At 73.2% G+C, this 20971-nt stretch carries 15 protein-coding genes; 13 read left to right on the top strand and 2 right to left on the bottom strand.

From position 1 onward, the window contains the following. Window positions 1-46 precede the first annotated feature (46 nt). From TNCT6_RS04485 to TNCT6_RS04440, 10 genes are all read left to right on the top strand, one after another. A complete protein-coding gene (locus TNCT6_RS04485) occupies window positions 47-2437 on the top strand; it encodes an MFS transporter (protein ID WP_141356785.1) in 2391 nt (796 codons plus the stop codon). A gap of 150 nt (window positions 2438-2587) precedes the next feature. After that, on the top strand, window positions 2588-5077 hold the full coding sequence (locus TNCT6_RS04480) for a SpoIIE family protein phosphatase (RefSeq protein WP_141356783.1): 2490 nt from the start codon (window positions 2588-2590) through the stop codon (window positions 5075-5077). A 146-nt stretch (window positions 5078-5223) separates the two neighbouring features. Further along, entirely contained in the window at window positions 5224-5949 is a 726-nt protein-coding gene (locus TNCT6_RS04475) for a class I SAM-dependent methyltransferase (RefSeq protein ID WP_141356781.1), read from the top strand. Between the two features lie 151 nt (window positions 5950-6100). Next, window positions 6101-8977, top strand: coding sequence for a bifunctional glycosyltransferase family 2 protein/CDP-glycerol:glycerophosphate glycerophosphotransferase (locus TNCT6_RS04470; RefSeq protein ID WP_141356779.1), 2877 nt, complete (start codon window positions 6101-6103; stop codon window positions 8975-8977). After that, the gene (locus tag TNCT6_RS04465; protein ID WP_141356777.1) at window positions 8974-10107 is read left to right on the top strand and encodes a glycosyltransferase; all 1134 of its coding nucleotides are present in this window, start codon (window positions 8974-8976) and stop codon (window positions 10105-10107) included. Before TNCT6_RS04470 ends, TNCT6_RS04465 begins: the two co-directional genes overlap by 4 nt. Window positions 10108-10257: 150 nt before the next feature. Next, on the top strand, window positions 10258-11091 hold the full coding sequence (locus tag TNCT6_RS04460; RefSeq protein WP_141356775.1) for a M55 family metallopeptidase: 834 nt from the start codon (window positions 10258-10260) through the stop codon (window positions 11089-11091). Then, entirely contained in the window at window positions 11084-12388 is a 1305-nt protein-coding gene (locus tag TNCT6_RS04455; RefSeq protein WP_141356773.1) for a M20/M25/M40 family metallo-hydrolase, read from the top strand. Before TNCT6_RS04460 ends, TNCT6_RS04455 begins: the two co-directional genes overlap by 8 nt. 4 nt (window positions 12389-12392) lie before the next feature. Next, on the top strand, window positions 12393-14357 hold the full coding sequence (locus tag TNCT6_RS04450) for an LpqB family beta-propeller domain-containing protein (protein WP_141356771.1): 1965 nt from the start codon (window positions 12393-12395) through the stop codon (window positions 14355-14357). Further along, complete coding sequence (locus TNCT6_RS04445; protein WP_141356769.1) at window positions 14354-15277, top strand: LD-carboxypeptidase; 924 nt, start codon at window positions 14354-14356, stop codon at window positions 15275-15277. The genes TNCT6_RS04450 and TNCT6_RS04445 overlap by 4 nt, the downstream gene beginning before the upstream one ends. A 41-nt stretch (window positions 15278-15318) precedes the next feature. Next, the gene (locus TNCT6_RS04440; protein WP_141356767.1) at window positions 15319-15864 is read left to right on the top strand and encodes a GNAT family N-acetyltransferase; all 546 of its coding nucleotides are present in this window, start codon (window positions 15319-15321) and stop codon (window positions 15862-15864) included. Here the strand turns inward: TNCT6_RS04440 and TNCT6_RS04435 are convergent. Continuing rightward, on the bottom strand, window positions 15842-16189 hold the full coding sequence (locus tag TNCT6_RS04435; RefSeq protein ID WP_141356765.1) for a DUF6204 family protein: 348 nt from the start codon (window positions 16187-16189) through the stop codon (window positions 15842-15844). The two genes, TNCT6_RS04440 and TNCT6_RS04435, sit on opposite strands and share 23 nt — an antisense overlap. Before the next feature lie 103 nt (window positions 16190-16292). Next, a complete protein-coding gene (locus tag TNCT6_RS04430) occupies window positions 16293-16640 on the bottom strand; it encodes a VOC family protein (protein WP_141356764.1) in 348 nt (115 codons plus the stop codon). 125 nt (window positions 16641-16765) lie between these two features. Between TNCT6_RS04430 and TNCT6_RS04425 the strand changes: the two genes are divergently transcribed. From TNCT6_RS04425 to TNCT6_RS04415, 3 genes are all read left to right on the top strand, one after another. Further along, complete coding sequence (locus TNCT6_RS04425; protein WP_141356762.1) at window positions 16766-17308, top strand: phage holin family protein; 543 nt, start codon at window positions 16766-16768, stop codon at window positions 17306-17308. 268 nt (window positions 17309-17576) lie between these two features. Beyond that, window positions 17577-19010 carry an NAD(P)/FAD-dependent oxidoreductase gene (locus tag TNCT6_RS04420; protein WP_141356760.1) on the top strand — a complete coding sequence of 478 codons (1434 nt, stop codon included), beginning with the start codon at window positions 17577-17579 and terminating at the stop codon, window positions 19008-19010. After that, a complete protein-coding gene (locus TNCT6_RS04415; protein ID WP_141356758.1) occupies window positions 19007-20854 on the top strand; it encodes a transketolase in 1848 nt (615 codons plus the stop codon). Before TNCT6_RS04420 ends, TNCT6_RS04415 begins: the two co-directional genes overlap by 4 nt. Window positions 20855-20971: the final 117 nt, after the last annotated feature.

The following is a 20971-nucleotide window of genomic DNA, read 5'->3' as shown; positions in this document are numbered from 1 at the left end:
CGCATTGCGCGGCAATCGTGCGGCAGGTGCGACGAGGGAGCGGTACGTGGGCGGGATCACTCTGGTGCAGGACGAGCCGGTCGCGGCGCCCCCCAGAATCCCCGCCCCGCCGCCGGCCCCCGCCCCGCGGCTCGCCCCCCGCCGGGTGCGGCTGGTCTTCGTCGGGCTGATGCTCGCGCTGCTGCTGGCCGCGCTCGACCAGATGATCGTCGCCACCGCGCTGCCGAAGATCGTCGGCGAGCTGCACGGCCTGGACCGGATGTCTTGGGCGATCACCGCCTACCTGCTCACCGCCACCGTCGGCCTGCCCGTCTACGGCAAGCTCGGCGACCTGATCGGCCGCAAGGGCGTCTTCCAGTTCGCGATCGCCGTCTTCGTCGCCGGCTCCGCGCTCGCCGGACGGGCGCAGACCATGGACCAGCTCATCGCCTTCCGCGCCGTGCAGGGCATCGGCGCGGGCGGACTGATGATCGGTGTGCAGGCCATCATCGCGGACATCGTGCCGCCCCGGCAGCGCGGCCGGTTCATGGGACTGATCGGCGCGGCCTTCGGCCTCGCCTCCGTCGCCGGGCCGCTGCTCGGCGGCTACTTCACCGACCACCTGTCCTGGCGGTGGTGCTTCTACATCAACGTGCCGTTCGGCCTGGTCACCCTGGCCGTGATCACCGTGGTGCTCAAGCTGCCCAGGCCACGGGTCAAGGCCCGCTTCGACGTGCCGGGCGCGCTGCTGCTGGCCGCCGCCTCCACCTGCCTGGTGCTGCTGACCAGCTGGGGCGGCACCGAGTACGCCTGGGACTCACGGGTCATCCTGGGGCTGGGCGCGGGCGCCGTCGCCGCCACCGCGCTCTTCCTCGTCGCCGAGCGCTTCGCCGCCGAACCCCTCATCCCGCTCAGGCTGTTCCGCGACTCCGTCTTCAACGTCAGCGGCCTGGTCGGGCTCGTCGTCGGCGTCGCGCTGTTCGGGGCGGCCAGCTACCTGCCCACCTTCCTCCAGATGGTCGACGGCGCCTCGGCCACCGAGTCCGGACTGCTGATGCTGCCCATGATGGGCGGCATAGTGGGGGCGTCCATCGTCTCCGGGCAGCTCATCAGCCACACCGGCCGCTACCGGATCTACCCCATCCTCGGCAGCGCCCTGTCCGCCCTCGGCATGTGGCTGCTGTCCCGGCTCGAAGTCGACACGTCGCGGCTCCAGTACAGCGTCTGGATGGCCGTACTCGGCGCCGGGATCGGCCTGGTGATGCCGGTGCTGGTGCTCGCCGTGCAGAACTCGGTGCGCCCCGCCGACCTCGGCACGGCGACCAGCGCCAACAACTACTTCCGGCAGATCGGCGGCAGCGTGGGCGCCGCCGTCTTCGGCACCCTGTTCGCCGGCCGGCTCACCGACGCCCTGCGCGACCGCGTCCCCACGCGCGCGGGTGCCGCCCTCCCCGACCCCGAGTCGATCACCCCGCAGGCCGTGCGGGCACTGCCGCCGGCCCTGCGCGACGCCTACGTGGGGGCGTACGCGGACGCCATGCCGCGGATCTTCCTCTACCTGGTGCCGGTGCTCGTCCTCGGCCTGCTCATCGCCTTCTTCCTCAAGGAGAGACCACTGGTGTCCCACAACGCCCATGTGACCGCCCCGGAGCCCCCGCCGCCGAACCCCACCGTGCCGCAGGCCCGTTCACCCTTCGCCGCCGGAGTGCCCGTCTGCGGCACCGTGCAGCATCCGGACGGCACGGTCGTGCCCCGCGCGGCGCTCACCCTGATCGACGTCGCGGGACAGCAGATCGGCCGGGGCGCGAGCGGCGACGACGGGCGGTACGCGCTGTCCACACCGGGCACCGGCTCGTACGTCCTGATCGCCGCGGCCGGCGGGCACCAGCCTCAGGCCGTCTCCGTGACCGTCGGCGAGCGGCCCGTCGAACTCGACGTCGTCCTCGGCGGCGCGGGACGCCTCACGGGCACCGTGCGCACCGCCGACGGCAGCCCCGTGCGCGACGCCACCGTCACCCTGACCAACGTGCACGGCGAGGTCGTCGCCAGCACCCGCAGCGGGCGCGAGGGCGGCTACGCCATCACCGAACTCGTCGCCGGGGAGTACACCCTCGCCGCCAGCGCCCCCGCCTTCCGCCCGGCCGCGTTGCCGGTCAGCGTGCAGGCCGCGCGGGAGACCCGCCAGGACGTCGAGCTCGCGGGCGGGGCCGTGCTGCGCGGGACCGTCCGGGCCAGTGGCGGGCGGCCCGTCGAGGACGCGCGCGTCACCCTCCTCGACGCCGCGGGCAACGTCGTCGACACGCTCACCACCGGACCCGACGGGACGTTCCGGTTCGTCGATCTGTCCTCAGGCGAGTACACCGTGATCGCGGCCGGCTACCCGCCCGTCGCCACGGTGCTCCAGGTGGCGGGCGGAGGACGCACGGAACGGGATCTCCAGCTCGGGCACGAGGACTGAGCAGCTCGTCAGGGGGGAGCGCACCGCACACCGGTGCGCTCCCCCCTGACGTCAATTCGCTTGTTGCCGCACATCGTGACGGGCCGTCCCCGTACCGTGGTCCCCGGGGGAACAGATCTTGGGGAGCCGTGGGGAGAGGGGCCTGGGGTCATGGACCGTGGCACCGAAAAGGACGTATCTCCGGGCCGCGGAACCGGGAGCCGCGCGGTGGTGGCGGACATCCCGGCCGGACGGGTCCCACTGGCCGTGGTCGTGGTCGACCACGACGGCCTGGTGTCGCACTGGAGCAGGGGCGCGGGGCGGCTGCTCGGCAGAGCCAGGGAAGAGGCGATCGGCAGGCCGGCGTCCGACCTGCTGCCCGTCTCCGGCGCCCTGCCCGACGAGGCGGACGACGCTCCCTACCGGTCCCACGGCGGCTATGACGGGCTCGGGCCCGGTCTGGAGTCCTCACTGGACGGGCGGCTGTCCTACCCGGCCGCAGGCCGGGCCCGGCTCGCCGGGCCGGAAAGGGGCCGGGTGGACGTCCTGTGGTGGGCGTACCCGCTGGTCGGCCCGGGGCGGGAGCGGCTCCTCGTCCTCGCCGCCGACGCGGACGGGCTGCGCCACGGCGACGGGCACGGGCACGCGGACCGGGCTCCCGGGGAGGCGGGCGCATTCGAGCGCGTCGCGCCGGCCTTCGCCCTGCACACCGACTTCCCCGGCGCCGACGAACTCGCGCGCCGGCTGCCCGAGATCCTGCCCAGCATGAGCGTCGGCGAGAGCGCCCGCATCGTCGCACAGGTACTCGAACTGGGCTATCCCGTACTGGAGTTCAGCCAGAACGACCGGGTGCCCGTCACCCCCGACTGGGGTGTGCCGCGGCGGGTCGAGCGCAGGGCACGCCGCGAGCGGGCAGCGCGGGCGGCGGCCCGGGGACCGCTCTTACCGGAGGAAGCGTCCGACGACGAGGGCGAGGACCTCGAGTACGCCGCCGTACGCGAGCGCCTGGAGTTCCTCAACGAGGTCAGCGGCAGGATCGGCACCTCGCTCGACCTCGCGCGGACCATCGTCGAGGTCAGCCGGGCCGTCGTCCCGCGCTTCACCGACGTCGCCGGTACCTATCTGCGCGAACAGGTCGTCGCCGGGGAGGGGTTCCCGCAGGGCGTGCCGGACACCAGGACCATGTGGCACCGGGTGGCCGTCGAGCACAACGACGAACCGGGCCGCTGGGACGACGTCGTGCCGGTCGGCGAGGCCATGCCGTTCCCGGCGCACACGCCGTTCTTCCAGTGCATGACCTCCGGCGAGCCCGTGCTCGTGCCGCGCATCAGCGAGGAGACGGGCCATGCCATCGCCTCGCAGTTCGAGAAGCGCGACATCCGGCCGCTGATCACCCACCGCTCGATGCTCGTCGTACCGCTGAAGGCGCGCGACGTCGTCCTCGGCTTCATGATCCTGCTGCGCCACCCGGAGCGCGCCGAGTTCAACGACATGGACCGGGTCACCGGCGCCGAACTCGCCGCCCGCGCCGGCCTCGTGCTCGACAACGCGCGCATGTACACGTACCAGGAGAGCGTCGCCGAGACCCTCCAGGACAGCATGCTGCCGAGCATCCCGGCGCGGATGGCGGGCTGCGACATCGCCACCCGCTATCTGCCCGGCACGCTGCTCGGCCGGGTCGGCGGCGACTGGTTCGACTCGGTCAAGCTGCCCGGGGCCCGCACCGCCCTGGTCGTCGGCGATGTCATGGGGCACGGACTGAACTCGGCCGCGATGATGGGGCAGTTGCGTACGGCCGTGCAGACCATGGCCGCGCTCGACCTGCCGCCCGCCCAACTGCTGCGCAACCTGGACGACCTCGCGCAGCGACTCGGCGACACCTACCTGGCGACGTGCCTGTACGCCGTGTACGACCCGATCGCGGGCGAGGTGCGCCTCGCCAACGCCGGCCACATCCCGCCCGTCCTGGTGCGCGCGGGCGACGGCCGCAGCGAGCTGCTGGACCTGCCCACGGGGGCGCCCATCGGCGTCGGCGGGGTGCCCTTCGAGGCGGTACGCGTCCCCGTGCGGCCCGGCGACCGGCTGGTGATGTGCACCGACGGGCTGGTCGAGGTGCGCGGCGAGGACATCGGTGTGGGTCTCGCCACACTGTGCGAGTCCGCCGCCCACCCGGCCGCGTCCATGGACGACGCCTGCGACACGATCATCCGCGCCCTGAACACGCGCGGGGGCCGCAAGGACGACGTGGCGCTGCTGATGGCCCGCCTGAACGGCATCGAGCCGGACGACGTCGCCGAGTGGCGTCTGGCCCGCGATCCCGCCGAGGTGGGCCGGGCCCGCGCCGTGGTCCGTGAGCAGCTGCGCGAGTGGGGCCTGGTCCGGCTCGCCGACCCCACCGAGCTGATGGTCAGCGAGCTGGTCACCAACGCCGTACGGCACTCCCGCGGCCGGCCCGTCGAACTGCGCCTCGTCCGTGGCGACACCCTGCTGTGCGAGGTGGAGGACGACGACCACGACCTGCCCACCCTGCTGAGCGCCGGGCCGGCCGACGCGTCCGGCCGGGGCCTGCGGGTGGTCAGCGCCCTCGCCCGGGAGTGGGGCACGAGCCGTACGAACACCGGCAAGACGGTCTGGTGCGAACTCGCCCTGCCCCGCCGCTGACCCGCCCCCGGCGCGCCACCGTCCGAGGGTCCCGTGCCGCCGGTCCCGCCCCCGTACCCGGTGGTTGTGGGGGCCGGGCTTGGCCGGTAGACCGGAGGAACCCGTCGATTGCGGCGGAACAAGGCTGTTACGCAAGGGAGTTGGGCATGAGTGCGACGAGCCGGTACCGGCAGGCCTGGGAGGGGTTCTGGAGCGAGGCGTCCGAGGAGCCGGGGTCGGTGTTCTGGGACGCCGGGCCCGACGTGACCGCCGGTCTCCATCTGCCGCTGCTCCGACCGCACTTGGCCGAACCGGCGCTGCCCCTGGTCGACCTGGGGTGCGGCAACGGCACGCAGACCCGTTTCCTCGCCGAGCGCTTCGGGCACGTCGTCGGCGTCGACATCGCCGCGGCGGCCGTCGAGCACGCCCGGCGCGGCGACCGCGCGGGCCGGGCCGTGTACCGGGTGCTGGACGCCACCGACAAGAGCGAGGCGGAGACGCTGCACGCCGAGCTGGGTGATGTGAACGTGTATGTGCGGGGCGTGCTGCACCAGTGTGATCCGGACGACCGGCAGGCACTCGCCGACGGCATCGCCGCCCTCCTCGGCACGCGCGGCCGGGTCTTCCTCGTCGAACCGTCCGAGTCCGCCCGCCTGGTCCTGGGCGGCCTTGCTCGGGACCCCGCGGGTCCGCCGCCCAAGCTCGCCCCGGTCCTGCGGCACGGCATCGCGCCCGGCGAAGTCGCCGACGCCGCCGTGCCGGAGTACCTCCGCTCGGCCGGCCTCACCGTCCTGGCGCGCGGCGAAATGCCCCTGGTCACCACCGAGTTCACCTCCGACGGGACCCGTATCGAGCTGCCGTCGAGGTGGTTCGTGGCGGGCCGCACCCACTGACCGGATCGGCGGTCGTGCCCTGCGTGTCAGTGGGACGGCGTATTGTCGCATTGGCGTAGTTTGAAGGGGGTGGGAGCCGAAGGTGTCCCTACACGCTGTAGGGTTACGCCCACCCCCCGCAGACCGAACGGAACAAAGACGAGAGGTGGCCGTGTCGATCGTCGCGCCGGAGCCGGACGTCAGTGTCGTCGTCATCGTCTACAACGACGAAGAGCGACTTCCGACAGCCGTGGGTTCCGTCCTCGAGCAAACACTTCGCAATGTCGAGGTGATCATCGCCGACGACTGCTCGACGGACGGCTCCCACGAGGTGGCGCAGGCGCTCGCCGCGGCCCACCCCGACCGGGTGCGGGCGATCCGGCTCCCGGAGAACAGCGGCGGCTGCGGAGAGCCCCGCAACCAGGGCGTCAAGGTGGCCCGCGGCCGGTACGTGATGTTCCTGGACAGCGACGACACCCTGGAGCGGAACGCCTGCCGCAACATGATCGAGGCCGCCGACCGCACCGGCGCCGACCTCGTCTCCGGCCTGTGTGTCCGGGTTCACACCGACAGCCGGCACGACAAGCGCGTGCTCTGGTACCCCTGGCTGTACCAGAGCACCCGCACGCTCGACTCCGTCGCCGAGCTGCCGGACCTGTTCGTCTTCGACACCCTGTCGACCAACAAGTGCTACCGGCGCCTGTTCCTGATCGACAACGAGCTCGCCTTCCCCCGGGGCATCCACTACGAGGACCTGCTCTTCTCCGCGCAGGCCTATCTGGCCGCGCAGCGGATCACCCTCATCCCCAACACGGTCTACCACTGGAACGTCGTCCAGAAGACCGCCGTCAAGTCGATCAGCAACCGGCGCGGCGAGATCAGCAACTTCGCCGACCGGGTCGAGATCCACCGCCGTATCGACGCCATCCTGGACCGCCGGGGCCAGGATGAGCTGAAGCTGCGCAAGGACATCAAGTTCCTCAAGCACGACCTGGTGCTGTACCTGCGGGATCTGCCCTTCCTCGACGACGGCTACCGCCACCGCTTCGCCGAACTGGCCCGCGGCTACGTCCAGGACTTCCCCGAGGCCGCCTACGCCGAGCTCGACCGCGTCCACGCCATCTGCGCCCAGCTGCTGCTGCGCGAGGACTGGACCGACCTGATGCCGGCCATCGACACCCTCATCAACCGGCACAAGATCTCCGCACCGCTGGCCGAGCGGGGCGGCCGTGTCTACTGGACCGACCGCTATTTCGACGACCCCGACATGCGCGCCGTCCTGGACGTCACGACCCTCGGCTACCACGCCAGGCCGCTGAACCGGATGGCACTGCGCAACCGGCTCACCGAGTACGCGGTCCACGGCGGCGACGTGGTGCTCGCCGGCGAGATCGTCAACCCGCTGCACACCATCGACCCCGGCGTCGAGCTCGGCGCCGAGCTGGAGTTCCGGGCCCGCCGCCGCAGCCTCCAGACCTTCCGCTTCCCGGTGCCCGCCCCGCGCCACGAGGGCGACGTGATCGCCTGGCGGGCCCAGGTGCCGCTGGCCCGGCGGCTCAGACCACTCGGCGTCATCGACGACGTGTGGGACGTCCGGCTGCACCTGACCGCCGGCGGCAAGCGCACCACCAGCCGGCTCACCGTCGGCGCCGTCGACCTGGAGAACGCCGGGTCCCTGCCCGTCCGGCCCCGCCTGACCCGGCTCATGGCCGACCGGCTCGAGGCGCAGGTGTCCGCCAAGGGCCACCTGGCCTTCCGGCTCACCCAGCAGGGCCGGCTCGCCCGCACCGGCCGCGCCGCCGTGGAGCGCAATCTGCACGGGCGCCCCGCGCGGGCCGCCAAGCGCGCCTACCGCACGCTGCGGGCCGTGCGCCGCGACCTGAACTCCGGCAACCGCAAGCTCCAGGTCTACGACCGCATGCTGCGCAGGCTGCCCGTCCGCAAGGGCACGGTCGTCTTCGAGAGCCACCTCGGCAAGCAGTACAGCGACAGCCCGCGCGCCATCTTCGAGGAACTGCGCCGCCGCAAGACGCCGATCACCCCGATCTGGTCGTACGCCGGCGAGCGCCCCACGGGCTTCCCGCAGGACGTGGAGCTGGTGCGCCGCTGGTCCTGGCGCTACCTCAAGGCGATCGCCCAGGCGGAGTTCTGGATCGACAACCAGGGCTACCCGCTGCGGCTCGCCAAACGCCCGGAGACCACGTACATCCAGACCTGGCACGGCTCGGCGCTGAAGCGGATGGGTTTCGACGAGCCCACCTACCGGATGCTGTCCGAACCGGAGCAGCGCTCCTACCAGCAGGCGCTGGACCGCTTCGACCACTTCGTGGTCCGCGGCGAGCACGACGTGCGCACCCTCGCCCGCGCCTACCGCATCCCCGAGAAGAAGCTGCTGCGCACCGGCTACCCGCGCAACGACGCCCTGGTGCGGGTCCGCGAGGGGGCACCGCTGCCCGCCGACGCACAGCGGCTGGCCGAGCGGCTGGGCCTCGCCCCGGACCGGCGGGTGCTGCTGTACGCGCCGACGTTCCGCACTCATCCCGACGGCCGCGTAAGGGACTTCGAGTTCCCCTTCGACATCGAGGAATTCGCCGCCCGCTTCGGCGACGACCACACCCTCCTCGTCCGCGCGCACTACCTGAACCGGCTCACCCTGCCGCCGTCGGTCGCCGGACGCGTGATCAACGTCAGCGCCGAACCGGACATCACCCCGCTGCTGCTGCTCGCCGACTGCCTGATCACCGACTATTCGTCGGTGATGTTCGACTACGCGCTGCTCCGGCGCCCCATCGTGTTCCACGCCCACGACTGGGAGGAGTACGCCCAGGACACCCGCGGCACCTACTTCGACCTGCTCGCCGAGGCACCGGGCCCCGTCCCGCGCACCGACGACGAACTGTTCGCGGTGATCGGCGACCTGAGCACCGTGCAGTCGAAGTACGAGGCACGGCTGAAGGAGTTCGTCGACAAGTACGGCGAGTACGACCGCGGGGACGCCGCGGCGCAGATCGTGGACCGGTTCTTCGGCCCCGCAGGAGAGACCCGATGACCCAGCGCGACATCTTCTTCGTGGCCAACGAGGTCAACGAACTCGGCGGTGTGTGCCGTTGGCAGATCCAGATGGCCGGACTGCTGGCCGAGCGGGGACACCGGGTCACCGTCGTCGGCGTCGCCCCGCCCAACCATCCGATGGCCCTCGGCGACCAGCCGCCGTTCCGGACCGTGACGCTGTACGCCCGGCGTCCGCCGGGCCGGCCCAGGCCGCGCCGCCTGCTCGGTCGCTTCGACCCGGCGCTGCGCCGCCACGAGACCCACATGCGGACCGCCGCGAGCCGGCTCTCGTCGCTGTTCCAGGACGCCCGGCCCGGCGCGATGATCATCGTCCCCCAGGTGTGGGCGATGGAGTGGGTGGCCCTCGCGGACACCGCGGGGCACCGCGTCATCGGCATGACCCACGAGTCCTACGAGACGTCCCGCAAGTCGTCCCGCTTCGCGCGCGTGAAGAAGTACTTCAAGGACGTCGACCGGCTGCTGGCACTCACCCGGGAGGACGCCGACCGCTGGGGGGTCGAGGGCATGAACAACGTCGGCTTCATGCCCAACCCGCTGTCCATCGTGCCTGACGCCCCCTCGCCACGCACCGGGAAGGTCGTCGTGAACGTCGGCCGGCTCTCCCACGAGAAGGGCGTCGACATGCTCCTGGACGCCTGGGCCGAGGCCGTGCCGAAGCAGCCCGGCTGGACCCTGCGCGTCTACGGCAGCGGAGAGGCCGAGGCGGAGCTCAAGCGGCAGTGCGCGGAACTCGGCCTGGAGGACTCCGTCGACTTCGCCGGGCAGACCGACGACGTGCCCGGCGCGCTGCGCGCCTCCTCCGTCTTCGTCCAGGCCTCCCGCGGCGAGGGCTTCCCGCTGGTTCTGCTGGAGGCCATGGCGACCGGCGTGCCGTGCGTGGCGTTCGACTGCGCGCCCGGCGTCCGCGAGATCGTCGCCCACGAGGAGAACGGCCTGCTCGCCCGCCCCGGCAACACCTCCGAACTCGCCCGTCACCTTGTGCGCCTGATGGCCGACGAGCGGCTGCGCGACACGATGGGCGACGAGGCCCTGCGCAGCGCCCACCGGTTCGACCCGGACGTCATCACCCAGAGCTGGGAAGACCTCTTCGACTTCCTGGAACGCTGAGGACCGCACCGCCGGTCACGCCCGCCCCCGGCATCCCCCGGTGCCCGGGGCGCCGGAGGCGAGAGGGGTGTGTCCCGCCGTTCGCCCACCCGCCGACTTTCACCGTCTCTCCGTAGCCGGTTCGCTGATCGGCGCGTAACGTGACGCTCCATGAAGATCCTCATCAGCGCCGACATGGAGGGCGCCACCGGGGTCACCTGGCCTGCCGACGTGCTGCCGGGAACGCCGCAGTGGGAGCGGTGCCGGGCGATGTTCACCTCGGACGTCGACGCCGCCGTACGCGGTTTCTTCGACGGGGGCGCCGACGAGGTCCTCGTGAACGAGGCGCACTGGACCATGCGCAACCTGCTCCTCGAGCGGCTGGACGAGCGGGCGCAGATGCTCACCGGACGGCACAAGTCGCTGTCCATGGTGGAGGGCGTGCAGCACGGTGACGTGGACGGCATCGCCTTCGTCGGCTATCACGCGGGCGCCGGCATGGAGGGCGTCCTCGCCCACACCTATCTCGCCAACTCCATCACGGGGGTGTGGCTGAACGACGTACGGGCCAGCGAGGGGCTGCTCAACGCCCATGTGGTCGCCGAGTACGGGGTGCCGGTGGTGCTGGTCACCGGGGACGACGTGGCCTGCGACGACGCCCTCGGGTATGCGCCCGAGGCGCTCAAGGTCGCGGTGAAGGACCATGTGTCGCGGTACGCGGCCGTGTGCCGCACGCCGGCCCGCACCGCCGCCGACATCCGCGCGGCGGCCCAGCAGGCGGCCGGGCTGGCGGTCCGTCACGAACCGGTCAGGGGCGGCCCGTTCACCGTCGCGGTCGAGTTCGACGCCGAGCATCTCGCCATGGCCTGCACCGTCGTGCCGGGAGTGAGCCGGATCGGGGAGCGCAAGGTGGCCTACACCAGCGCCACCATGCACGAGGCAATCCGCACCTTCAAGGCGGTCACCACGATCGCCTCGTCCGCGATCGAGGAGCAGTATGGCTGACGCGCAGGCGCTGGACGAGGTCGTCGGTTTCACGTCCGACCTGATCCGCATCGACACCACCAACCGGGGTGGCGGCGACTGCCGGGAGCGCCCGGCGGCCGAGTACGCCGCCGAGCGGCTCGCCGGGGCGGGCCTGGAACCGGTGCTCCTGGAGCGCACCCCGGGCCGGACCAACGTCGTGGCCCGGATCGAGGGCACCGACCCGTCGGCGGAGGCGCTGCTCGTGCACGGTCACCTGGACGTGGTCCCGGCCCGCGCCGAGGACTGGAGCGTGCACCCGTTCTCCGGCGAGGTCCGCGACGGGGTCGTGTGGGGCCGGGGCGCGATCGACATGAAGAACATGGACGCGATGATCCTCGCCGTGGTCCGCGCCTGGGCCCGGCAGGGGCTGCGGCCGCGACGGGACGTGGTGATCGCCTTCACCGCCGACGAGGAGGCGAGCGCCGAGGACGGCGCCGGGTTCCTCGCCGACCGGCACGCGGAGCTGTTCGAGGGCTGCACCGAGGGCGTCAGCGAGTCGGGGGCGTACACCTTCCACGACGGCACCGGACGGCAGATCTACCCGATCGCCGCCGGTGAGCGCGGCACCGCCTGGCTGCGGCTCTCCGCACGCGGACGGGCGGGCCACGGCTCCCGGGTCAACGGGGAGAACGCGGTGACCCGGCTCGCCGCGGCGATCGCCCGGATCGGCGCCCACAAGTGGCCCGTGCGGCTCACCCCGACCGTGCGCGCGGCCCTCACCGAACTCGCCGCCCTGTACGGCATCGAGGCGGACCTGCGGGACGTGGACGCGCTGGTGGACAAGCTGGGCCCGGCCGCCCGGCTGGTCGAGGCGACGCTGCGCAACAGCGCCAACCCCACCATGTTCGAGGCGGGTTACAAGGTCAACGTGATCCCCGGGGAGGCCGTCGCCCACGTCGACGGCCGGTATCTGCCCGGCGGCGAGGAGGAGTTCCGCGCCACCCTCGACGAACTGACCGGCCCGGACGTGGACTGGGAGTTCCTGCACCGCGAGGTGGCGCTCCAGTCGCCGGTCGGCTCGCCGGCCTTCGCGGCGATGCGGGCCGCCGTCGAGGAGTTCGCGCCCGAGGGCCATGTCGTGCCGTTCTGCATGCCCGGCGGCACCGACGCCAAGCAGTTCTCCCGGCTGGGCATCACCGGGTACGGGTTCTCGCCGCTGAAGCTGCCCGAGGGCTTCGACTACAACGCCCTGTTCCACGGAGTCGACGAGCGCGTCCCCGTCGAGGCGCTGCACTTCGGCGTCCGCGTCCTGGACCGCTTCCTGCGGAGCGCCTGAGCCCATGGGGGAAAACATGCGCACCCTGCCCTGCGGTTCCTGGCCCTCGCCCGTCGACGCCGCCCTCGCCGCCGCGCACGACGGCAGGCCGGAGTTCCCGGGATTCGTCGGCGACGAGGTGTGGTGGACAGAGCCGCGGCCCGCCGAAGGCGGACGCCGGGCGCTGGTACGGCGGCACGCCGACGGCTCGCAGTCCACGGTGCTGCCCGAGCCGTGGAACGTGCGCAGCCGCGTCATCGAGTACGGCGGCCGGCCCTGGGCGGGAGCCGTCGTGGACGGTGTGCCGCTGCTGGTGTTCGTGAACTTCGCCGACCAGCGGCTGTACCGGTACGAGCCCGGCGGCGAGCCGCGCCCGCTCACCCCGCTCTCGGCGGTGGGCGGCGGACTGCGCTGGGCCGAACCCCAACTGCGCCTGGAACACGGCGAGGTGTGGTGCGTGCTGGAGGAGTTCACCGGGGAGGCGCCCAGCGACGTACGGCGCGTCCTGGCCGCCGTACCGCTGGACGGCTCGGCCGCCGGGGACCGGGCCGCGGTGCGTGAACTCTCCGACGGCCGGCACCGGTTCGTGACCGGCCCCCGGCTCTCGCCCGACGGGCGGCGGGCGGCCTGGCTGGCCTGGGACCACCCGCGGATGCCGTGGGACGGCACGGAGCTGCTGGTGGCTCAGGTGCGCGCCGACGGCTCGTTCGGCGCGCCCCGCACGGTGGCGGGCGGCCCCGAGGAGTCCATCGCCCAGGCGGACTGGGCCGCCGACGGCTCACTGCTGTACGCGAGCGACCGCAGCGGCTGGTGGAACCTCTACCGCGACGGTGAGCCCCTGTGCGTCCGCGAGGAGGAGTTCGGCGGCCCGCTGTGGAAGCTGGGCCAGCGCTGGTTCGCGCCGCTGGAGTGCGGTCTGATCGCGGTCGTGCACGGTCGCGGCGCCACCGCCCTCGGCGTGCTCGACCCGGAGACGGGCGAGGTCGTCGACACGGCGGGCCCCTGGACGGAGTTCGACGCGGCGCCGGTGGTCCACGGCGACCGGGTCGTCGCGGTCGCCGCCGGCCCCCGCAGCGCGTACGAGGTCGTCGAGCTGGACACCCGCACGGGCCGGGCGCGGGTGATCGGCGCCGCCCACGACGACCCGGTCGACCCCGCCTACTACCCCGAGCCGCGGATCCGCACCTTCACCGGGCCGGACGGCCGGGAGGTCCACGCCCACATCTATCCGCCGCACCACCCCGAATGCGTGGCGCCCGCCGGTGAGCTGCCCCCGTACGTCGTGTGGGCGCACGGCGGACCCACCAGCCGGGCGCCTCTCGTGCTCGACCTGGAGATCGCCTACTTCACCTCGCGCGGCATCGGGGTCGCCGAGGTCAACTACGGCGGGTCCACCGGGCACGGGCGCGAGTACCGCAACCGGCTGCGCGGGCAGTGGGGCGTCGTCGACGTCGAGGACTGCGCGGCCGTCGCGCTCGCCCTCGCCGACGAGGGCACCGCCGACCGCGCCCGGCTGGCGATCCGGGGCGGCAGTGCGGGCGGCTGGACGACGGCGGCCTCCCTGACCACGACCGACGTGTACGCCTGCGGCACGATCAGCTACCCGATCCTCGACCTGACCGGCTGGGGCACAGGGGAGACCCACGACTTCGAGTCGCAGTACCTGGAGTCCCTGGTCGGGCCGCTCGCCGAGGTGCCCGGCCGGTACACCGAGCGCTCGCCCGCCGAGCACGCCCACCGGATCACGGCGCCCTTCCTGCTGCTCCAGGGCCTGGACGACGTGATCTGCCCGCCGACCCAGTGCGAGCGGTTCCTCGCCCGGCTGGCCGGCGGGCGGGTGCCGCACGCGTACCTGGCGTTCGAGGGCGAGGGGCACGGCTTCCGCCGGGCCGACACCCTGGTGCGGGCACTGGAGGCGGAGCTGTCGCTGTACGCTCAGGTCTTCGGCCTGGACCCGGCCGGCATCCCCACCCTGGAGCTCGGCACGTGAAGGAACTCGTCCGCCCCACCCGGCTCGCCCCCGGCGCCCGCGTGGCCGTCGTCGCGCCCAGCGGGCCCGTGCCCGAGGAGCGGTTGCAGGCGGGCCTGGACGTGCTGCGCGGCTGGGACCTGGATCCGGTGGTGGCGCCGCACGTGACGGCCCGGCACGGCACGTTCGACTACCTGGCGGGTACGGACCGCGACCGCGCCGCCGACCTCCAGGGCGCCTGGTGCGATCCGTCCGTGGACGCGGTGCTGTGCGCCCGCGGCGGCTACGGCGCGCAGCGCATGGTGGACCTGCTCGATTGGGAGGCCATGCGGGCGGCCGGCCCGAAGGTGTTCGTCGGCTTCAGCGACATCACCGCGCTGCACGAGGCGTTCGCCACCCGCCTGGGCCTGGTCACGCTGCACGGGCCGATGGCCGCCGGTGTCGACTTCGTCAAGAACGACCGGGCGCAGCGGCATCTGCGAGCGACCCTGTTCGCGCCCGAGACGGTCCGCACGATCGCCTCCGGCGGACCGGCCCTGGTCCCCGGGCGGGCCCGGGGCGTCACCCTCGGCGGCTGTCTGGCCCTGCTCGCCGCCGACCTCGGCACACCGCACGCGCGGCCCGGCGCGGTCGGCGGCCTGCTGTGCCTGGAGGACGTGGGCGAGGAGGCCTACCGCCTGGACCGCTACCTCACCCAGCTGCTGCGGGCCGGCTGGCTCGACGGGGTGCGCGGGGTGCTGCTCGGCTCCTGGAAGGACTGCGAGACCCCGGACCGGGTGCGGGCCCTGCTCGCCGACCGGCTCGGCGGACTCGGGGTGCCCGTCGCCGAGGAGTTCGGCTTCGGGCACTGCGAGGGCGCGTTGACGGTTCCCTTCGGTGTCGCGGCCGAACTCGACGCCGACGAGGGCACGTTGACGCTCGACGCGCCCGCCCTGCGCTGACCGCGCCGCGGCCGGGCGCGTGCCGCGCGTAGGGTGACGGCATGCCACACACCGCAGCCCGCTTCCTCGCAGAGGGGCCCCACGTGGGCATCCGTCCCTTCACCCAGGAGGACGGCGCCGAGTTCACCGACCGGGTCCGGGAGAGCGAGGACCTGCACCGCCCATGGCTCTTCCCGCCGGCCACCGCCGAGGCGTACGCCGCCTACGCCCGGCGGCTGATCGAGGATCCGGCGAGGGCCGGCTTCCTGGTCTGCGAGAAGGACGCGGGCGCCCTCGCCGGTTTCGTCAACATCAACAACATCGTGCACGGCGCCTTCCGGTCCGGAGCGCTCGGCTACGGCGCCTTCGCGCACGCCGCCGGGCGGGGCCTGATGCGCGAGGGCCTCGACCTCGTCATCGGGTACGCCTTCGGCCCGATGCGGCTGCACCGGCTGGAGATCAACGTGCAGCCGCTCAACACCGCCTCGATCGCGCTGGCCCGCGCCTGCGGCTTCCGCCTGGAGGGCTTCTCGCCGGACATGCTCTTCATCGACGGGGCCTGGCGCGATCACGAGCGGTGGGCGCTCACCGCCGAGATGCGCGCTTGAAGTTGACCTTCATGGTGTCCAGGTCCGTGACGGTCGACCGCAGGTCACGAAAGCCGTATCCGAGGCCGCGCAGGGCGGTCTCCGCGCGGTCCTCCGCGATCGCGGCCGCCATCTCCTCGCCGTCCTCCGCGTCGCACACCACGACGTAGCGCATCGAGAAGTGCTTCAGCGGGGACGGCTCGTACGACAGCGAGCCCTCCTCGGTGAACCGCATGCTGAGCATGCCGTGCTCGTCCGCCTCCGCGCGCAGCCGTTCCCGGGCCTCGTCGGTCAGTGCGTCCCAGGTGCCCCGGACGATCACCCGGTAGGTGTGCTGCTCGCTCATCGGATCTCCGTACTTCTCCACGCCCGGCCATGGGCCATGAGGGTCGACCGGCCGACTCTACGGCGCCCGCGACGCGCCGACCACGGAATATCCCCGCGTCCGCTCAGCCCCGGCGGTCCATGTACTCGTACACCGACCCGTCCGGGTGCAGGGCGATCAGGTTGCGCCCCACCGGTGTCGGGACCGGCCCGGCCACGATGTGCGCGCCGAGCCCGGTCAGCACCCGGTGGGCCTCCTCGACGTCCTCCACGGCTATCGTCGCCGTCACCTTGCGCAGCACCTCCAGCTGCGACTCGGGTCCGCTCATCAGCAGGAAGCAGCCGACCGCGGCCACCTGGACGCCGCCCTGTTCGAAGCGGAGAGCTCTGGCGCCCGCGAGACCCTCGTAGAACGGGACGGCGGTGTCCAGATCGTTGACGCAGACGCGCAGGCTGGTTCCCAGAATCTCCATGCGCACGAGCGTAGTTGGGGGTGGCCGGGGAGGTGATCGGTTCACCGGATCGACCGGAACGCCCGCCCCCTCCGCCACATCCCCGGACGGCGTTATGCGTACCCCTGTGCGGGTACTCGCGGTCCATGAAGGGCTTGGATCACCTGGAGCACTTGGACAAGCAACTGGTCGACGAACTGGCGCAGGTGGCGCGTGAGACGGTGCGCGACGAACTGCGCGAGCAGACCCGCAGGCGGCGTCGCACCGCCACGCTGTACGCCGCGTCCGGCGCCGTCGCCCTGTACGCGGGCGCGGCTCTCGCGCTCGCCGTGGGGCTGGCCCTCGCGATCGGGCTGCCCGGCTGGGCCGCCGCACTGATCACCGCGGCGATCCTGGGCGCGGCGGCCTACGCGCTGCGCGAGGCCGCCCGGCCGTCGGCGGCGTGGCCCGCCGCGGATCGCACCCCGGATCGCGCCGCGGACCTCGCGGCCGGACACGACTTGGGCGCTCCGCCCGCGGGCGGCACCGGTGGCGGGGCGGACACGGCCGGTGGCGCGGCGGGCACGGCCGGCAGGGCGGCGGGTGCGGCGCACCCGCCCGTGCCGCCGGTGCCACCCGCGCCTCCGTCCGGAGCGATCCGGCCGGAACGCCCCGGCGAGACCGACCCGGGAACGGACCACCGGGCCTGACACCCCGTCGCGTTCCCGCCGGGTTTCCCGTCCTGTTCCGACCCGCCTTCCAACCAGCGTTCCAACCCGCGTTCGGACCCGCGTCCGGACCTGTTGGAGCGTGACATGCACCGGGCGCCCGCTCGCCCCCGGCCTGCGGGCGCCCGTCCGTGTCCCCACCGAGGCGGCCGCGGGCGGCCGGACCGGTGCCGGGAGAAGTTTGGGTGCCCCGGCCAGGGGGACGCGGAGAGTTCCGCACCCAGGTACGCGACCGCGCCGGAGGCGAACCGTGAGTCGACCCCGCATTGTGATCGTCGGTGCCGGCTTCGCCGGCTACCGCACGGCCCGGACGCTGTCCAGGATGTCCCGGGGCAAGGCCGACATCACCCTGCTGAACCCGACCGACTACTTCCTGTACCTGCCCCTGCTGCCCCAGGTCGCCGTGGGCCTCCTGGAGCCGCGCCGGACCGCCGTCTCCCTCACTGGCACGCTGCGCCACGTACGGCTGGTCCTCGGCGAGGCCCACGGCATCGACATGGACGCGCGCACCGTGCGCTACACCGACCCCGAGGGCGGCGAGGGCACGCTGGCCTACGACCGGCTGGTGCTCGCCGTCGGCAGCGTCAACAAGCTGCTGTCGATCCCCGGCGTCGCCGAGCACGCGCACGGTTTCCGCGGCCTGCCGGAGGCCCTGTACCTGCGGGACCACGTGACCCGCCAGATCGAACTGGCGAGCAGCCAGGACGACCCCGAGACGTGCTCGGCCCGCTGCACCTTCGTCGTCGTGGGCGCCGGCTACACCGGGACCGAGGTCGCCGCGCACGGGAAGATGTTCACCGACTCGCTGGTGCGCGGGCACCCGCTCCGGCAGGGCGTCCGGCCCCGCTGGCTGCTGCTGGACATCGCGTCCCGCGTGCTGCCCGAGCTGGACGAACGGCTCTCGGCCACCGCCGACCGCGTGTTGCGGAGGCGGGGCGTCGAGGTGCGCATGGGCACCTCCGTGAAGGAGGCCACGCACGAGGGGGTGCTGCTGACGGACGGCGAATTCGTCCGCAGCCGCACGCTCGTGTGGTGCGTCGGCGTACGGCCCGACCCGCTCGTGGAGAGCACCGGGCACCCGCTGGAGCGGGGACGGCTCGTCGTCGACCCCTTCCTCCAGGTGCCGGGGCGGCCGGAGGTGTTCGCGTGCGGGGACGCGGCCGCCGTACCCGACCTGGACTGCCCCGGCCGCTACACCCCGATGACCGCCCAGCACGCCTGGCGGCAGGGCAGGACCGCCGCGGTCAACGTCGCCGCCTCGCTCGGCGTCGGCGAGGCCCGCCCCTACCGCCACCGCGACCTCGGCTTCGTCGTGGACCTGGGCGGTGCGCAGGCCGCCGCCGACCCGCTCGGCGTCCCGCTGTCCGGGCCGGTGGCCGGAGCGGTCACCCGCGCCTATCACCTCGCGGCGATGCCCGGCAATCGCGTCCGGGTGGCCGCGGACTGGCTGCTGGACGCCGTACTGCCGCGCCAGTCCGTCCAGTTGGGCCTCGTACGGTCCTGGTCCGTGCCCCTGGACACGGCCTCCCCGGAGCTGGCCCGGGTACCGGGCGGGCCCGAGCGGCAGGCGAGGACGACGGCCGGCTCCGGCCCGGGAGAGCCGGCCGACGCCGCGCACGGCGGAGCCCACCCCGCCCCGGGCCCGGTCAAGCGAGACGACATACCCGCGGAAGGAGACTCATGAACACCGACGAACTCGTCGAACTCGGCCAGCAGCTGCGCGTCGACAGCGTGCGCGCCGCCGCCGCGGCGGGCTCCGGGCACCCCACGTCCTCCATGTCCGCCGCCGACATCATGGCGGTCCTGCTGGCGAACCATCTCCGCTACGACTTCGACCGGCCCGAGCACCCCGGCAACGACCGCCTCGTCCTGTCCAAGGGACACGCCTCCCCGCTGCTGTACTCCGCCTACAAGGCGGCGGGCGCCATCGACGACGCGGAACTGCTCACCTTCCGCAAGCTGGGCAGCCGCCTGGAAGGGCACCCCACCCCGCAACGGCTGCCGTGGGTGGAGACCGCCACCGGATCCCTCGGACAGGGCCTGCCCATCGGCGTCGGGATCGCGCTCACCGGCAAACGGCTGGACCACGCCGACTACCGCGTGTGGGTGCTGTGCGGGGACAGCGAGATGGCCGAGGGCTCGATCTGGGAGGCCGCCGAGCATGCCGGGTACGAGCACCTGGACAACCTGACCGTGATCGTCGACGTCAACCGGCTCGGCCAGCGCGGCCCCACCCGGCACGGCCACGACCTGGACGCCTACGCCCGCCGCTTCCGCGCCTTCGACTGGCAGACGATCGAGATCGAGGGTCACGACGTGGACGCTGTCGACCGCGCCTTCGGCGAGGCGGTCTCCACGCGGGGCCGGCCCACCGCGATCATCGCCCGCACCCTCAAGGGCAGGGGCGTCAAGGACGCCGAGGACCGTGAGGGCCTGCACGGCAAGCCGCTGAAGGACCCCGACGAGGCGGTCGAGGAGCTGGGCGGCGTCCGCGACATCCGCGTCCGCGTGCACGAGCCGCGCTCGGCCCGTTCGCTGCACGCCGTGGGCGACGGAAACCTCGAACTGCCCCGCTGGGACAAGGGCGAAAAGGTCGCCACCCGCGACGCCTACGGCCAGGCGCTCGCTGCGCTCGGCACCGCGCGCGGCGACGTCGTGGCCCTCGACGGCGAGGTCGGCGACTCCACCCGCTCGGAGTTCTTCGCCAAGGAACACCCCGAGCGCTACTTCGAGTGCTACATCGCCGAACAGCAGATGGTCGCCGCCGCCGTCGGGATGGCCCGGCGCGGCTGGGTGCCGTACGCCTCGACGTTCGCGGCCTTCCTGACCCGCGCGCACGACTTCGTACGGATGGCCTCCGTCAGCGGCTCCGGCATCAACCTCAACGGCTCCCACGCGGGCACGGCGATCGGACAGGACGGGCCCAGCCAGATGGGCCTGGAGGACCTGGCGACGATGCGCGCCGTCCACGGCTCGACCGTGCTCTACCCGTGCGACGCCAACCAGGCCGCCGAGCTCGTCGCACGGATGGCCGACCTGGACGGCGTCCGCTATCTGCGGACCTCGCGCGGGGCGAGCCCGGTGCTCTACGCGCCCGAGGAGGAGTTCCCCGTCGGGGGCAGCAAGGTGCTGCGCTCCTCCGCACGGGACCGGCTGACCGTCGTCGCCGCGGGCGTCACCCTGCACGAGGCGCTCGCCGCCGCCGCCGCCCTCGGCCGGGACGGCATCGCGGTCCGGGTGATCGACCTGTACTCGGTCAAGCCGGTCGACCGGGACACGCTCCGGGAGGCCGCCGAGGACACGGGCTGCCTGCTCACCGTGGAGGACCACCACGCCGAGGGCGGCATCGGCGACGCCGTGCTCGACGCCTTCACCGACGGACGCCCGGTGCCGCGCCTGGTGCGGCTCGCCGTCCGGGAGATGCCGGGCTCGGCCTCGCCCGCCGAGCAGCTGCACGCCGCGGGCATCGACGCCGAGTCGATCGCGGCCGCCGCGCGGCTGCTGGTGGAGGAAGCGGTCGTGCGGTGAGTGACGAGGCGCGCACGGTGCGCACCGGCGGTCCTGCGGCGGTTCGACCCCGTGTGTGAGGGACACCCGCACCCGCGCAGGTTTGGCCAGGGAACCTTCGGCCACCCGGAGGAGAAG

Origin of the sequence: Streptomyces sp. 6-11-2, from assembly GCF_006540305.1 — a bacterium.
Taxonomy (GTDB): Bacteria; Actinomycetota; Actinomycetes; order Streptomycetales; family Streptomycetaceae; genus Streptomyces.
The sequence above is the reverse complement of the archived record's forward strand: the minus strand, read 5'-3'. Positions and strand labels throughout refer to the sequence as shown.